General features: G+C 39.8%; 17 protein-coding genes. 13 read left to right on the forward strand and 4 right to left on the reverse strand.

Annotated features, from left to right (window positions below):
* Window positions 1-140 precede the first annotated feature (140 nt).
* From H9X96_RS01985 to H9X96_RS02035, 11 genes are all read left to right on the forward strand, one after another.
* On the forward strand, window positions 141-1,202 hold the full coding sequence (locus H9X96_RS01985; protein ID WP_187664657.1) for an ATP-binding protein: 1,062 nt from the start codon (window positions 141-143) through the stop codon (window positions 1,200-1,202).
* 11 nt (window positions 1,203-1,213) lie between these two features.
* Entirely contained in the window at window positions 1,214-1,654 is a 441-nt protein-coding gene (locus H9X96_RS01990) for a response regulator (protein ID WP_187664658.1), read from the forward strand.
* A 43-nt stretch (window positions 1,655-1,697) separates the two neighbouring features.
* Window positions 1,698-3,227, forward strand: coding sequence for an ATP-binding protein (locus tag H9X96_RS01995; protein WP_187664659.1), 1,530 nt, complete (start codon window positions 1,698-1,700; stop codon window positions 3,225-3,227).
* Window positions 3,228-3,439: 212 nt separating this feature from the next.
* Window positions 3,440-4,183 (forward strand): ParA family protein, encoded by a 744-nt coding sequence (locus tag H9X96_RS02000; RefSeq protein ID WP_187664660.1) that lies wholly within the window; start codon window positions 3,440-3,442, stop codon window positions 4,181-4,183.
* A gap of 4 nt (window positions 4,184-4,187) precedes the next feature.
* The gene (locus H9X96_RS02005) at window positions 4,188-4,448 is read left to right on the forward strand and encodes a hypothetical protein (protein ID WP_187664661.1); all 261 of its coding nucleotides are present in this window, start codon (window positions 4,188-4,190) and stop codon (window positions 4,446-4,448) included.
* Window positions 4,449-4,655: 207 nt separating this feature from the next.
* On the forward strand, window positions 4,656-5,435 hold the full coding sequence (locus tag H9X96_RS02010) for a hypothetical protein (RefSeq protein ID WP_187664662.1): 780 nt from the start codon (window positions 4,656-4,658) through the stop codon (window positions 5,433-5,435).
* Between the two features lie 145 nt (window positions 5,436-5,580).
* Window positions 5,581-6,516, forward strand: coding sequence for a glycosyltransferase family 2 protein (locus H9X96_RS02015; RefSeq protein ID WP_187664663.1), 936 nt, complete (start codon window positions 5,581-5,583; stop codon window positions 6,514-6,516).
* A gap of 60 nt (window positions 6,517-6,576) precedes the next feature.
* Window positions 6,577-7,452, forward strand: coding sequence for a RimK family alpha-L-glutamate ligase (locus H9X96_RS02020; protein ID WP_187664664.1), 876 nt, complete (start codon window positions 6,577-6,579; stop codon window positions 7,450-7,452).
* A gap of 55 nt (window positions 7,453-7,507) precedes the next feature.
* The gene (locus tag H9X96_RS02025; RefSeq protein WP_187664665.1) at window positions 7,508-8,083 is read left to right on the forward strand and encodes a GrpB family protein; all 576 of its coding nucleotides are present in this window, start codon (window positions 7,508-7,510) and stop codon (window positions 8,081-8,083) included.
* 147 nt (window positions 8,084-8,230) lie between these two features.
* Window positions 8,231-8,638 (forward strand): Dabb family protein, encoded by a 408-nt coding sequence (locus tag H9X96_RS02030; RefSeq protein WP_187664666.1) that lies wholly within the window; start codon window positions 8,231-8,233, stop codon window positions 8,636-8,638.
* Between the two features lie 66 nt (window positions 8,639-8,704).
* Window positions 8,705-11,104 carry an outer membrane beta-barrel protein gene (locus H9X96_RS02035; protein ID WP_187664667.1) on the forward strand — a complete coding sequence of 800 codons (2,400 nt, stop codon included), beginning with the start codon at window positions 8,705-8,707 and terminating at the stop codon, window positions 11,102-11,104.
* Between the two features lie 81 nt (window positions 11,105-11,185).
* Here the strand turns inward: H9X96_RS02035 and H9X96_RS02040 are convergent, their stop codons facing one another.
* From H9X96_RS02040 to H9X96_RS02050, 3 genes are all read right to left on the reverse strand, one after another.
* The gene (locus H9X96_RS02040) at window positions 11,186-12,052 is read right to left on the reverse strand and encodes a DUF808 domain-containing protein (RefSeq protein WP_187664668.1); all 867 of its coding nucleotides are present in this window, start codon (window positions 12,050-12,052) and stop codon (window positions 11,186-11,188) included.
* A 163-nt stretch (window positions 12,053-12,215) separates the two neighbouring features.
* A complete protein-coding gene (locus tag H9X96_RS02045) occupies window positions 12,216-12,362 on the reverse strand; it encodes a lysine transporter LysE (RefSeq protein ID WP_187664669.1) in 147 nt (48 codons plus the stop codon).
* A 91-nt stretch (window positions 12,363-12,453) separates the two neighbouring features.
* Complete coding sequence (locus tag H9X96_RS02050; protein ID WP_187664670.1) at window positions 12,454-12,915, reverse strand: DinB family protein; 462 nt, start codon at window positions 12,913-12,915, stop codon at window positions 12,454-12,456.
* 174 nt (window positions 12,916-13,089) lie between these two features.
* On the opposite strand from H9X96_RS02050, the gene H9X96_RS02055 reads away from it, so the two are divergent.
* Together H9X96_RS02055 and H9X96_RS02060 are read left to right on the forward strand one after the other, a co-directional pair.
* Window positions 13,090-13,920, forward strand: a complete 831-nt coding sequence (locus tag H9X96_RS02055; protein WP_187664671.1) for a sulfurtransferase — start codon at window positions 13,090-13,092, stop codon at window positions 13,918-13,920.
* 386 nt (window positions 13,921-14,306) lie between these two features.
* Window positions 14,307-15,047, forward strand: coding sequence for a DUF1080 domain-containing protein (locus H9X96_RS02060; RefSeq protein ID WP_187664672.1), 741 nt, complete (start codon window positions 14,307-14,309; stop codon window positions 15,045-15,047).
* 11 nt (window positions 15,048-15,058) lie between these two features.
* Here H9X96_RS02060 and H9X96_RS02065 read toward each other — a convergent pair whose 3' ends face one another.
* On the reverse strand, window positions 15,059-15,808 hold the full coding sequence (locus H9X96_RS02065) for a DeoR/GlpR family DNA-binding transcription regulator (RefSeq protein ID WP_187664673.1): 750 nt from the start codon (window positions 15,806-15,808) through the stop codon (window positions 15,059-15,061).
* Window positions 15,809-15,910: the final 102 nt, after the last annotated feature.

Below are 15,910 nucleotides of genomic sequence, written 5' to 3' on the forward strand. Positions count from 1 at the left end.
ATGACGATTTATAACTGATTCTCATCAGGTCCCAGTTTATTATGGTAGCTTTAGAAAATACAAAGAAAAGCTAAATCCTTCCTTAGCCCCATTCTTTTCTTATTCCCATTACTTTCAACCACTACCCTTTTACTAAGGACATGAAAAAAGACGATTCCGATGAATTGATTATTGCCAATAAAAAGATTGCTTTTCAACATCAGGAAAAAGAAAACAGAGCAGCAGAGTTAATCATCGCCAATAAAGAGCTTCTTTTTCTAAATGAAGAAAAAGAAAAAAGAGCGGAAGAACTTGCAATTGCCAATAAAGAGCTTCTTTTTCAAAATGCAGAAAAAGAAAACCGTGCTGCAGAACTAGTCATTGCCAATAAAGAGCTTGCCTTTCAAAATGAAGAAAAGGAAAAAAGAGCCAAGGAGTTAATTACTGCGAATAGAGAACTCAAGAAGGCGGAAGATGAAGTTCGTCAGCTCAATGACGAATTAGAGCAAAAAGTAGCAGAACGTACCGCACAATTAGAGTCCGTTAACAAAGAATTAGAATCCTTCTCCTATTCCGTATCTCATGATTTACGTGCCCCGATCAGGGCAATTAATGGTTATACTAAAATTTTAGTAGAGGACTATGAGGCGGTCATTGATGAAGATGGGCTGAAAATCTTGCAATCCATCATCAACAATTCTAAAAAAATGGGGGAATTAATCGATGACTTGCTCGCCTTCTCCAAATTGGGAAGAAAACAGGTTACGGTTTCAAATATAGACATGCTCGATCTTGTCGACCAGGTAAAAGAAGAAGTATTATTGGAAGGACATGAAAATAGGCCCGAATTTAATATCACCGAACTGCCAAATGCTAAAGGCGACAAATCATTGATCAAACAGGTCTGGATTAATCTGATCTCCAATGCCATTAAATACTCGCGCCACAAAGAAAAGACAGCAATAGAAATTGGTGCTTACGAGGAAGACGATCATATCGTATACTTTGTAAAGGATGGTGGTGCTGGTTTTGACATGCAATATTACGATAAGCTCTTCGGGGTTTTTCAGCGGTTACACTCCCAGGAAGAATTTGAAGGTACAGGTATCGGCCTCGCTATCGTCCATAGGATTGTTCAAAGACATCAGGGAAAAGTTTGGGCCGAATCCACATTAGACGAGGGCTCTTGCTTTTATTTCAGCTTACTCAACGTAAACCATTAACACTAAAAGACATGAACTATCATAATATTGAAATTTTATTTGTAGAAGACAGTGCTGACGATGCTGCATTAACAATTCGTGCGCTAAAAAAAGGTGGAGTAACCAATAAATTACATCATGTGATCAATGGCGCTGAAGCACTTGATTTTCTTTACTGCAAAGGTGAATTTGCCACAAGAAGCGATCAGGAGTTTCCTAAATTAATTCTATTGGATCTAAAAATGCCTAAGATCTCAGGACTACAGGTATTGGAAAAAATTAAATCTGATCCCAACCTAAAATCTATTCCAGTAGTGATGCTGACCTCCTCTAATGAAGGTCCGGATATAGAAAAGTGTTTTGCATTAGGTGCCAACAGCTATATCGTGAAGCCAGTAGATAGTGATAACTTTTTCAAAACTGTAAAAGAAATAGGTTTATACTGGCTGGTACTAAGCCAGCCCGCACATTAATAACTATTAAAAACTTTATAGGTTAAATTATGTCGTATATACAATGGCAATAACTCTTAGAATACTCATTGTTGAAGACAATGAAAGTGATGCTGACTTATTGCTTCGTGAACTGAAAAAATCTGACCTGAGTTTTACAGCAGCAGTGGTTCAAACGCGTGCCGAATTTGAGAAAGCCCTCGATGATTTTGCCCCTGACCTTATATTATCAGATTATTCGCTTCCTTCATTTGATGCGGAAAGCGCTTTCCATATCAAACAAGAGCAGCATCCAGATATCCCGTTTATCATTGTATCTGGCATCATTGGAGAGGAAAACGCCGTTAAACTGATTAAAGCTGGTGTGACTGATTATGTCTCAAAAAACAGCCTTTTCACTTTATCTACGAAAATCAACCGGGCCTTAAATGACACCCAGAGCAGGAAAGAAAAGTTACTGGCAGACGAGAAACTAAAGCAGATCAATGAAGAACTTTCACTGCTGAATCAGGAACTGGAAAACCGCGTGATCAACCGTACTAAAGCTTTGGCCGAAAGTGAGAGTCGTTTCCGCAGCATGATGGAAACCATTCCACAGCTTGCCTGGACAAATACCATTAAGGGAGAGGTGTTTTTTTACAACCAGCGATGCTCAGATTATACGGGCTTAAATCGTAAAATAAACAGAATGATCGCGTTTAAGTCGGTGATACATGAAGAAGATCTCCATGTTGCCATTGATCAATTCCGTTCCATACTAAATAACGATGAAGGTGGCGAATTTCAAATCCGTCTCAAACGGGCGGATGAGCTTTATAGATGGCATCTCATCCGTTTAATGCCCGTTAAAAATCAGGCTGGAAAGTTAGAGCTTTGGGTAGGTACCGCAACTGATATTCAAGAGCTTCGGCTATTACAGCAGCATAAAGATGATTTTATCATCATCGCCAGTCATGAGCTCAAAACTCCTATTACCAGTCTAAAAGCATCTTTACAACTCTTAGACCGGATAAAAGACAACCCACCAGCTACTGGTATGCTCGCTAAACTGGTTGTTCAAGCCAATAAAAGTTTAGGAAAAGTGAATACACTGATTGAAGACCTCTTAAACTCCAGCAAAGCCAACCAGGGACAGCTTCACATCAATCAGGAGAATTTTGTATTGTCCAGCATCATCAAAGACGCTTACCATGATTTAACCGCTGACGGAATTTATTCTATTAAAACAGAGGGTGATCTGGATATCGCAGTTTATGCCGATGCCATTCGGATTGAACAGATCGTGGTCAACTTCCTCAATAATGCGATAAAATATGCGAGCCAATCTAAAGAGATCAGGATCCGTATTGAAAAGGAAAATGATATGGCCAAAGTCTCCGTCATTGATCAGGGCCCTGGAATACCGCCTGAAAAATTGCGTTACCTATTTGACCGCTATTATCGTGCAGACAATTCTGGCAGTCAATATACTGGATTAGGACTCGGCCTATATATTTGTGCAGAAATCATCAAGCAACACAATGGACAAATTGGTGTAAAAAGCATATTGGATGAAGGCAGTAATTTCTGGTTTACCTTACCCATGGCCAATTAAACTATCGTCCTCCATTCCAGCTAAAACTAGCATTAACGCATTTAAAGATATCTAGATATCTTTAAATGCAACCTAAACAATAAAAATTATTGGCCTATAAATCAGCCATTAAAGTCTAAGAACAAAGATTCTCAACTAATAATCTACACAAAGATATCTCCACATCAATATATCTTAGTATCATTGCGTATTCGTATAAAGGATATATTGACATGAAGATTATAGCTGTTATAAATCATAAAGGTGGTACAGGAAAAACAACTTCTACCTTAAATATTGGCGCCGGTTTAGCTCGTGCGAAAAAGAGAACATTGCTAATTGATATTGACCCACAATCTAACTTAACAGAAGGCTTAGGATTCAGAGATGTTAAGGTGTCTATCTATGACAGTATCAAAAATGACACTCCTCTTCCCATAGAAAACATTTCAGAATATTTAGACATAGTCCCGTCCTCTCTGGATTTATTGGGTGCAGAGATTGAGCTGGTTTCCAGATTGGGCAGAGAAACTATTGTAAAAAGATTGCTGAAAGCAGTGGATGGAAAATACGACTATGTTCTGATCGATTGCGCGCCTGCTTTAGGCATGTTAACGGTAAACGCATTGGTTGCTGCAGATACGGTATTGATCCCATTGGAAGCAGAATATTTTGCCTACAGAGGTATTGACCGCCTGGTTTCCATAATTTCGGATGTCCGTACACATTACAATGAAAACCTGACAATTGGCGGTGTATTTATCACCAAAATAAACCCAAGAAGGGTGATTACCGAACAAATCACAGACAGTATCAAAAAGTATTTTAGTGATAAGTTATTTGATACTTCCATCAGGGTAAACGTAGCCTTGATAGAAGCGCAGCTGAAAGGCGTAGATGTATTTGAATATGCACCTTTATCGAATGGTGCTGTCGATTACGAAAACCTTACGGAAGAAATTTTAGTTAAATTATAAGATTATGGCAAAGAAAAATCTGGGTGGCATTGAGGATAACAATAAAAACTTAGGCGGTGTATCCGCATTGTTCAATTCTCCTTCAAAAGAGACGGCTCCTGTAAAAGGAGAAAAACAAGCCCCACTGCCGGACGACGAAACGGTTACTTATCCATTGAGACTTAAAAAAAGTGCTTTAAAAGCGTTGAAAATCCTGGGTGCACAGCAAGGAATCACTGTTAAAGACCTGATTTTAAAGGTCGTCGAAAAAGAATACAATTTATAATCTTAAGCATGACTTAAGATAATTTTATAGTCAAGATCGATGATGATCTCAAGATATTTTGAGATCATCATCGATCTTGACCTTCCCTTCCCCAAACACATCGCAGCAAATAACTGCCGAATTTTTTTTTCTCTGTATTTTATTCCTTACAAATAGATTTTTGGGTTGTAATTTGTGTTAACCACATACACACAAATGTAAACTATTATGAAAAAATTACTCTTAAGCGTGATGGCCTGCTATGCCCTGAGCGCTGGTGCACAAGAGGTGCCCGACAACAAAAACTATCTCTATCTTTATTCTGACTCCATCATCTACGCTAAAAAAATTCAGCTGAGACCTGATTTCTCAGGATATTGGCAGCTCAGGGTAGATTCACGCCGTGTTCCTGTGGATCAGGTGAAGTTTTTCAATAATGAAGATGGCTTCTTTGCGAACACAAAAAAGCTGACTTATGCCAGAATCAGCCAATTTTCAGAGCGGATTATAGCAGGAAAAATCAACCTTTACCAGGAAAGACCCTATGATCCATTCAGCTATGACAGGGCTTACAGAAATGGCTATAGCCACAGACCTGATCGCTATCCGGCTGTTGACCTGTCTATGTATTACAACAAAGGTTATGAGGATATAAAAAAGGTAAGCTACAAAAACCTGCAATATGATATGGCAGACAATCCGGAGAGCATGAAATTTCTAGATAAGTACAGAAAAAGCGCCAGTCGCAGTAAAATCATGTATGTCACTGCAGGGGCATCAATTATCGCTGGTTTTGTTTCCTTTCTAACTACGAGCACTGGCCATAATGATAGGCCATCTGGCTTTGGTTTTGACAAGCGTCCTAGCTTAAAACCTTCAAATTTTACCGCCAGTTATGTATTGATGGGTGTTGGTCTGGGAATGGCAGTAGGTGGATACGCAGTACAATCTGCTGGTGCGGGCAATATTGAAAATGCAGTAGATGCCTATAATAGAGAATTAAGATGATCCGATATAAAATGTAAACCTATAGCTTAAACTTCAATGCCCCCTCAATCACTCAAAATTGCTGGGGGTATTTTGGTTAAAGTAAATTGATTAAAAAGGAATTACCTTGATCACAATTCAGGAAAAACCTCCTATTTTTAGCACGATGAAAACTACAGCCCCCATCATTCTTTTTGTATACAACCGTTTATTACATACACAACAGGTTATCGCTGCTTTAAAAGAAAATCTTTTATCCCAAGACAGTGAACTATACATTTATGCAGATGCAGCAAAAGATGCGAATGCGCTGGATAAGGTGAATGAGCTTAGGGCTTATTTACCTAGTGTCACTGGATTTAAAAACCTTCATATCAGCCTGCGCGAGCACAATCTTGGAGTAGATGAAAATGTGATTCTGGGCGTAACAGAAATCATCAATAAGCATGGCAAAGCCATTGTGCTTGAAGATGATTTAGTGACCTCTCCATGGTTTTTAAAATACATGAATGATGCACTTGATTTTTATGAGAACAAGGAAGAAGTCATCTCTATACATGGTTACGTCTACCCGATTCCACAAAAATTAAAAGAAGTTTTCTTTTTAAAAGGAGCTGATTGCTGGGGTTGGGCCACCTGGAAAAGAGGATGGGATTTATTTGAACCAGATGGAAAAATACTCCTGGATAAAATGATAGCGCGCAATCTTCAGAAAGAATTTGATTTTGACCAAACAGCTACCTTCTTCAAATCATTAGAAGACCAGGCAAATGGCAAATCTACGGTTTGGGACATCAGGTGGTATGCTGCTGCTTTTTTAGCAGGAAAATTGACGCTTTATCCTGGCCAGTCGATGGTTGCTAATATTGGTCATGATGCAACTGGAGTACATTGCGGACATAGCACAAATTTTGATGTGGTGCTTGCTCAATCCCCCATATCTGTGGAAACAGAGACTGTCCCAGATCCGGAAGCCTTTCTCGCATTTTCAGATTTTCTCAAAAAGCTGTCTGCCGACCAAACACAACCAGCAAAAGGAATCCTATCCAGGTCTTTTAAAAAACTGAAAGAAAACACAAAAAAACTCATTAAAGCGATTTAATTCTTCCTTTTATATCCATTACCTACTAATTGCATTTTTTATGCACTAAAAGTTTAACCTATGAAAATCGCTTACGTCTCTTACCAAATTCAGGAAATATATACCTCCACTACCGAAGATGAAGAGTTTACACTTTTAAATTTCCTTTTAGATAAAGGGCTATCTATTGAGCGTGTCATCTGGAATGATCCCTTGGTTCAATGGGAAAATTATCAGCTCGCTATTCTAAAATCGCCATGGGATTACACCGAACATCTCACTGATTTTCAGAAATGGCTCCATCAGCTAGAGTCTTTAGGTATTCAGCTCCTGAATCCTTATGACCGCGTGAGATGGAACATGGACAAACATTACCTACAAGAAATTACAGAGTCCGGCTTGCCGGTAATCCCATCATCCTATCTCGAAAAAGGCAGTGTTCTTACTATTTTGCAAGTATTACTAAGCTCATTTAATGTCGATAAACTGATTATTAAACCCTGTATTAGTGCTGGAGCGCGGAATACATTTATCCTTACCGCAGAAAACTTCTCTGAAAAAAAAGAACTCATCAACAGCCTGCTGCAAAAGGAAGCTTTTATTGTTCAACCTTTTATGAAAGAGGTTTTTGATGGCGAATGGTCTTTTCTATTCTTTAACGGAAAATATAGTCATTGCCTTTTAAAAGTACCCAAAGATGGAGAGTTTAGAGTACAGCATTACTATGGCGCAAGCGTGAATGTAACACAAACGGCAAGCGTTTACATTCAGGAAGCACAGGCTTATGTGACTCAATTTGCAGCAGGATGTCTTTATGCAAGAGTCGACGGTTTGATCGTGAATGGTCAATTAAATCTCATGGAACTGGAACTTATTGAACCCTATCTTTTCCTAAGTACACAACCCGAGTCTTTTGAAAACTATTATCAGGCTTTATCAGCTCATTTTCGGGATTAACCTAACACGCATTCAATTCACTGCATTACCGGTAAATCACCATTAATTAAAACTCATGAAACCAACTATCCTCGTTGTAGATTACCATCCGAGTTGGCCAAAGCAATTTGAGGACCTAAAGCGCATATTTAATGATGCACTGGGAAATCTTGTGATCGCAATTGAGCATGTGGGCAGCACTTCGGTACCGGGCCTGGCTTCCAAACCTATTCTGGATATTGACTTGATCGTAAAAGAGGAAAGGCAATTAAATGAGGTTATTCCCATCTTGGTCACTTTAGGGTATCAATCTCGTGGTGAAATGGGCATTAAAGGCAGGTATGCATTCCATGCGATTTCCGAGTTTAGTCCGGAACAAGAAGAGAACATTACCAGGCCCAAGCACCACCTTTATTGTTGTATAGAAGGATCGCTCGGTCTCAACAACCATCTCCTATTCCGAAATGCATTAAGAAAATCGCCAGTCCTAATTACCCAATATGGGGAGCTAAAAAAGAAGCTGGCTTCCTTAACAGATGATATTGATCATTACGTCGAATCAAAAAGTGCTTTTATTGCTAGTGTTTTAACAAATTCCGGACTATCTTCCGATCATATCAAAGACGTAATTCATCAAAACAAGAAGAAATAATATGCTCCAGTGGAAATGCAAAATGTGACCACCGCCTGTACTTATGACTGACTTTGGTATGGTTTAGAGCTGAGAAATAGGATGAACATTTGAAGCCAATGATCAACAATTAGTATCAATTGTTTATTTTTCTTAGATTTAGGAAATATGAATAAGGCTAACAGAAGAAAATTTATTGGAACCGCAGCTGTGCTCTCCCTTGGAACAATGGCCAGTGCAATGCCCTTAACCAACACAAAAGACAATTATCCGGTGGTACATCATGTATTTTTCTGGTTGAAAAACCCAAACTCAACAGCAGATCGTGATCAATTGATTGCAGGTTTGAAAAAACTTTCTAAAATACCAACCGTACGCAAAATCCATGTTGGCATTACCGCAAGCACAGAAAAACGTGATGTCATTGACAGCAGCTGGAGCGTATCAGAATTGATGTTCTTTTCTGATCTTGAAGGGCAAGCCACTTACCAGACGCATCCGATACATTTGGAATTTATTAAGAACTGCAGTCATTTATGGGAGAAAGTAGTAGTTTATGATATAATTGAGGCTTAGTAAACCAGCTATCCAATTATCATGACCCATCCTTACCTAAAGCAAACCTGCTTTTTAATCTTTTTTATGGCCTGTTTTTTTTCCCAGGCATTCGCACAGCTCAGTAATGGCATCACTCTAAAAGGCATACTTAAAAACACAAAAAACGAAGGAATTGATGGCGCAACATTATTGTTAACCGACAGCAATAATGGCCAGCTAGTCAAGCAAGGATGGAGTAATCGAGATGGCAGCTTCTCCTTTGAGCTTGTTCCCGGAACCTACCTACTTTCAATTAGCTACTTAGCAGCACTTGCTTACCAAAGTGAACTATTGAAATTATCAGGCAGCATGGATTTAGGACTGATTAAAATAGAAACAGATCCGCGCAGTTTAAAAGAGGTCGTAATTCAGAGTTCCGGCAATAAACCTTTGATTAAAATCGATGGCCGGAAAATGATCTATAACATCGAGAAAAGTATCACCGGACAGGGGACCAACGCATTGGAAGCCCTCAAAAAGACGCCAGGTGTTATTGTAAATCAGGACAATTCTATTACGCTGAACGGATTTAGTGCGGCATTGGTGATGATCAATGGCCGACAAACTTATCTCCAGTCAGAAGAGCTGGCACAACTGCTAAAAACGATGTCGGCCTCCGACTTAAAATCCATAGAGGTCATTAAAAACCCATCTGCAGAATACGATGCTGCCGGAACTGGCGGTATTGTGAATCTTGTACTTCAAAAATCAGTAGCTGAAGGTTTCAATGGCAGTATCAACAATGGACTTGCCTACGGACGGAGCTTAAAACAAAACACCAATCTAAACCTCAACTTCCGCAAGGGAAAACTGAATGTCTTTGGTGGTTACAATCATAATTTAGGCCATTTTGCGATGGATTACGATAACGATAGAACCACCAATGGAAAAATCTATTTAAATGCGAACCACGACATAGATAAACGCCGCAATATCGGTTCCACAGTTGGTGCAGATTATACGATAGATACTACAAAAACAATTGGTATCGTCATGAACGCCAATTTTTCTAATGGTGGAGGTTTAATTATTCCAACCACAGACATCTACGATCAAGTTACAAATCAGCTTTTACAGCAGCTTAGAAGCGAGAGCAGCTATCCTGCTCAGCGTGCAAACCGATACAATGCCAACTTAAATTACCGTTATAAAGGCAAAAAGGGCACAAGCCTAGATATAGATGCAGATTATGGAATTTTTGATGCCGCTACAAAGAATCTGAGCACCAATTCCTTGTATGCTCCGGATGGTACCTTGCTCTCTACTAACAATTTTCTGGTCGCCAATAGTAGAGACATCAAATTATACGCAGTTAAAGCCGATTATGGCTTCCAAATTGGGAAAGGAAAAGTAATGGCCGGCGCAAAATTCTCTGAGGTGAACGCCGACAATGTATTCAATCAGTATGATAGGAACACGGAGCTTCCGGTGCTCCACATCAAATTATCCAATACTTTCAATTATAAGGAGCAAATCACTGCAGGTTACTTAAAATATGAGACTCCTATTGGGGATCAATTCAACCTGGATCTTGGCTTAAGGTTAGAAAACACACATTCCGAAGGCGATTTACAACCCTCAGCAGGCAGCAGCGTATTGGCCGCATCAGTAGTTAGAAATTATCTAGATGCTTTCCCAACTGCTGCTGTTACTTATAAAACCATCGAATCCGGCACTTATAACCTAAGTTTTGCACGCCGCATAGATCGTCCTGCTTACAATAACCTTAATCCATTTTCATACCCGGTTGATGAACTTTCCTATTGGAAAGGGAATCCATTTCTAAAGCCACAATACTCCAATACACTGGCGCTCCAGTATAGTCACAAAAAGACCACTGTTGCTGCCAGTTATGCGCGTACCAGTGACATTAGCAGTTCAATTACAGAAGTTTCTCAGGACAACCTGATTTATATGGTGCCTAGAAATATTGGCTTACAAAATAACCTGAACCTGACGGTAACACAGCAACTGGCCTTGGCAAAATGGTGGAACATCACCTTAACAGGCATAGGATACCGCTTAGAGCATAAAGTTGGGACAGCCGAATATGGGAATTACAACCGCAGTCGTTTTGCAGGCACCCTCAATGTCCAGCAGACCTTCAACCTCCCAGCTGGCATTACAGGAGAGCTGGCCAGTGTGGTCAATTCTAAAAATATAAGCGGTTTGAAAACTTATATCAGGGGAAATTCACAGATTGATCTTGGTTTTCAAAAGAACTTAATGAAGGAGAAGGCCTCCCTTAGATTGGCAGCTACTGACCTATTCTGGTCCAATAAAATCAGGACGGATACCCAGCTGAACAATTTGCTACTGCATACCACTTATGCTGGTGAAAGCCGTCAGATCCGATTAAATTTCAGTTACCGCTTTGGAAACAGTAAAATAAAGGCGAAAGATAGCCGCGAGTCCGGATTGGAAAATGAATCACAAAGACTATAAGAGCTGATCGTGCTGTGGAATACACAATTCTATTCCACAGCACGATCAGGAAAACAGGGCTTCATCGGCTAAACCCGGAGCTTATTTCTTAAAAAAAGCAATTACCTTTTTAGTACCTGTGATCACTGCAACCACAATTAATCCGGCAACCAATCCAATCAGTGCCTCTTTAATCATAGAAGGCCAGCCTGAAAGCAAGTGATGTAAAAATTCAACATTATGGACAAAAATGCCACCAGAAACCAAGATCAGCGCAATTGTTCCAACCACACTTAAAATCCTGATGATTATAGGTAATGCCTTCACCAAACCTCTCCCCAGACTAGCAAATACACCCTTATTATGGGAACGATTTATTAAGTTATGGCCAACGTCATCCATTCTTACAATCACTGCAACAATTCCGTAAACGCCTACTGTTGCCAATATAGCAACAACAGATACGGTCAGGATCTGTATTGGTAATGCTTCTTTTAATACGGTGCCCAATGCAATAATGACGATTTCTACAGAAAGAATGAAATCGGTGGTTACCGCAGATTTGACCTTCGCTTTTTCTGCCTCATTACCGTCTTGTTTGATGTCTTCGACTACTTCATGACCTTCCTTTGGACGATGAAAAAGGTATTCCACGATCTTCTCTACCCCTTCATAAGCAAGATAAAAACCACCTAAAACCAGGATAAATTTAATCGCCACCGGAAAAAACGCATTCAACAATAAGGCAATTGGAACAATGATAATCTTGTTCAGTAAGGAGCCTTTGGTAATTGCCCAAAGCACGGGTAACTCACGTGAAGACAGGAAACCGGTTGCTTTTTCTGCATTGACCGCCAAATCATCACCCAAAATTCCTGCAGTTTTTTTCGTCGCTATTTTCGCTGCAACTGAAACATCATCCATTAAAGCAGCTATATCGTCCAAAATCGCAAAAATACCTGAGGCCATATTTATTTATATTTTATTTAATTAATTCGCAAATTATAAATAGGATTTCAAATTAAAGCTAAAACAGCTGTATATTTTTCTAAAAATCTACGTTGATTGAAATATCCTGAAAAGTATACCTTACCTGATCTGCAGCAGTCATATCCAGATGAAAAAATCGATTTTACTTCGCTTTTGAAAATGCCATTTTTAGTGCAAGTCCGGTTAACACACTTGCCCTAAACCATTTCTGCACTTTTACCCAGGATAGTTTCTTAGCAAAAAACACGGACACTTTTGAAGCGGTCAATACAATCGTTGTACTCACCATTAAGCTCACTAAAATCTGAACAAAGCCCAATTCCTCCGTCCGCCCCTGTAATAAAAACTACACTGTCTTTTAACAACTGATCAATATTGTATTATTTCCAGAGCCCCAGCAAACGCCGGATGACTACAATTTCAGCAATATGGTAGGCGGTATGGTCCGCAATTTGAAGCGCTTCCCGCAGCAGGGTTTGTCCTGTGCCATGAGGAATCGGCTCATACAAATCTCTCTTCTGGATCAGTTCAATAAATGATTTTAAATCGCCTTCATATTGCATCAGCGTTTTATCCCAACTCTTTTCATCTGGCGGAGCTCCTTCTTTTGGCCAATATCTATCTGGCCATTCTGGTGATTTATGATGGGCGTCTTTGCTAAATGCCAGCATGTCCCATTGCGCAATTCTGATATGTTCCACCAACTGCCAAATACTATAAGGTAAATCATGCGGTTTTTCACCAAGGACTGCAAAAGGGATATTTGCCGTAGCTTCTCTTAATCCCACATGCGCTCCTCCACCTGCTAATAATTTTTTGAGTTCTTTTACTAATGGGTCCATATGATGAATCTAAATATTAGGTGTGATTTTTTAAAGCGCTCTTAATAATACAATTCATCAGAAGTAATGTTTCGGCATAATAAGCCTTGGTTAAATTACCTTTTTATTTCTCATCAGCATCAATGGAGCTGGAATATTCAGTAAGGTTCTTTACATTCATGTTTTCAAAAAACTATGAAACTACCATCGATTATACAACCTGAGCAATTGCTGACCTTAGGCAAAAAAGATTTCCTTCTTTTTGATGTAAGTGCAGGATCGAAACCCAGATATGATGAGCAGCACTTAAAGGATGCCTTTTATCTGGATTTAAATACGGACCTGGCCGATATTAAAGATTTCGCCATTGGTGGTCGGCATCCACTTCCAACTTTTGAGCATTTTGCACAGTTGTTAGGAAAATACGGGGTCGCAAAAGATACGCATGTAATTGTTTATGACGATAAAAACGGATCCAATGCTGCTGCAAGATTCTGGTGGATGCTAAAGTCAATTGGTCATGAACAGGTTCAGGTTTTAAACGGAGGTTATACTGCGGCAATCAAAGCAGGTTTTCCAGTGAATGCTGAAGTTCCAATAGCAAATCCAATTGCCCCTTATCAAATCAGCGCTTGGCAATTGCCATTGGCCAAAATAGAAGATGTCGAGGCTGCAACCCAGCTGGAACACCACGCTATTATTGATGTGCGTAATGCAAATCGCTTTGCTGGTTTAACCGAACCAATAGATTTAATTGCCGGACATATCCCTAACGCGACAAATATTCCTTTTACGGAGAACTTAGATGCTCATGGTGCTTTTTTAGCTCCTGAAATGCTAAAGGAAAAATATTCAAAAGCGCTGGCAGATTATAATATTGAAAATGTGATCGTACATTGCGGCTCTGGTGTCACCGCTTGTCACACGCTTTTAGCAATAGATTATGCAGGTTTACCCATCCCAAAATTGTATGTAGGCAGTTGGAGCGAATGGAGTAGAAACCATAAGAAAATGATTTTAGCTTAAATCTCCACCAGCCAATTACAGCAGAACTTCAATTGGCTGCTAGTATTTCCGGTATTCAATAATATTCAGCAACGTGTTTTCATCTTTTACCTCTTTGTAGGCTCTAAAAATAGAAAAGCCGAGTTTTTCAGGAATTTTCCTGCTGGGTAGATTATCCTCGGCAACTGGGTAAATCAAATAGCTGCATTTGAAATTTCCTTCAATAAAATTGATTAAGCCCGCTATGATTTACTTTTAAAGGAAACTGCATTGCTCCATCCATACTTCTTATCGCTAATTGCAATTATAAGCAATATTGCATATAATTGCACTACAGGTACTGATTTACAGTGCATCACCTTTGATCTCAAACCTATCCAATTTCAAACTAATAATAAACTAATTTTATGAAAAAAATCAAGGCATTCCTCACTGCCACAGCACTGACCGCGATGATGATTTCCGCCTGCAGCTCAGCAAAACTAAAGGACAATGAACTCTCCAGGGAGGAGCAGGCGCAAGGATATGAATTACTCTTCGATGGTAAAACTTTAAATGGCTGGCATGTCTACAATCAAGGAAAAATCTCCTCCTCCTGGGTGGCACAGGATGGAGCATTAACGTGCCTGCCAGGTACAGACGCCAGACACGGAGATCTCGTAACAGATCAGGAGTTTGAAAACTATGAATTCCAATTCGACTGGAAAATCTCCAAAGAAGGAAACAGTGGTGTATTCATTAATGTAGTCGAACGGGAAGATATATCCACTGCCTGGTCTTCAGGACCAGAATATCAGCTTCTCGATAAAGAGCATCAGGATTATGTTAAGGCTATGAAACGTCCGGGCTGTCTCTACAATTTCTCTCCGCAGTTGAATCCAGCAGAGCCGAAGTCCTCAGACGAATGGAACCACTCAGTCATCAAACAACAGCATGGAAAGATTGAATTTATGCTCAATGGGATAGTCACCGCTAAACAAGACTTTAGTACTGCCGACTGGAAAGCCGCCGTTGCCAATAGCAGTTTCAAGCATTTCCCAGAATTTGGTAAGCAAATCAAAGGTCGTATTGCCTTGCAGGACTGGAACAAAGGAGTGGCCTTTAAAAATCTAAAAATAAGAAAGCTGGAAAAAACCGCCGCACTGTAAAACGGCAATCATTAAATAATCTTCAGGTTCTTAAAACGCAGCTCGTCCAGCTTGGAATCATCACTTGGAAGCTCAGTAACCAGCACATGAATTCGTTGTAATTCACAAACCACAAAAGGTTCGTTGATACCGATTTTTTTGCTGTTGCTGAGCACTACCACAGATTTAGCACCTTTCAGCATGGCCTTCTTCACAGCCCCATCCTCTCTTACTGCAGCAGTAATACCGAAATCCTTAGAAATCGCGCAAGTGCCCATCAGGTAAAGATCAACCACAAACTCAGCGGCTTCCTCGCAGGTTTTAGCCCCTAAATTGGTTTGCGTGTTCCGGTCATAATTCCCGCCAAGTACAATTACCTCAAGATTCTTAAAGCGACCCAGCAAAGGAACAAGAGCGATATTATTCGTGATTACCCTTAATGAAGCATTCGCTGTTAAACATTCCGCAACCGCACACACGGTGGTACCACCATCCATAAATATAGTCATTCCAGACTTTAGTAAAGGTTGAACCTTCAACGCGATGATCTCCTTTTCTGTAGCATGAAAATCAGCGCGATCATGAAAAGAAAGCGGATTTTTATCACGTGATATGGCCCCGCCCCTAACTTTCGACAAAAGACCATTCTCATGAAGGTAGTCTATATCCCTGCGAATGGTGTCTTCAGAAACGGATAAATCCATAGACATTCCGCTATAAGTAACCGCACCTGTGTTCTTCAAACTCGAGATTATATGCTCAAACCGTTTTTCTCTGATCATTTCCCGACAAATATAATTCTTTCCTCCCGATGCCTAAAATCCTGATCCCATAATAATCGTTTTGTAAAATGCAAGCTATAATGCGATCGAAATGACCTATTA

Origin of the sequence: Pedobacter sp. N36a (genome assembly GCF_014472395.1) — a bacterium.
In the GTDB taxonomy this organism is placed as follows: domain Bacteria; phylum Bacteroidota; class Bacteroidia; order Sphingobacteriales; family Sphingobacteriaceae; genus Pedobacter.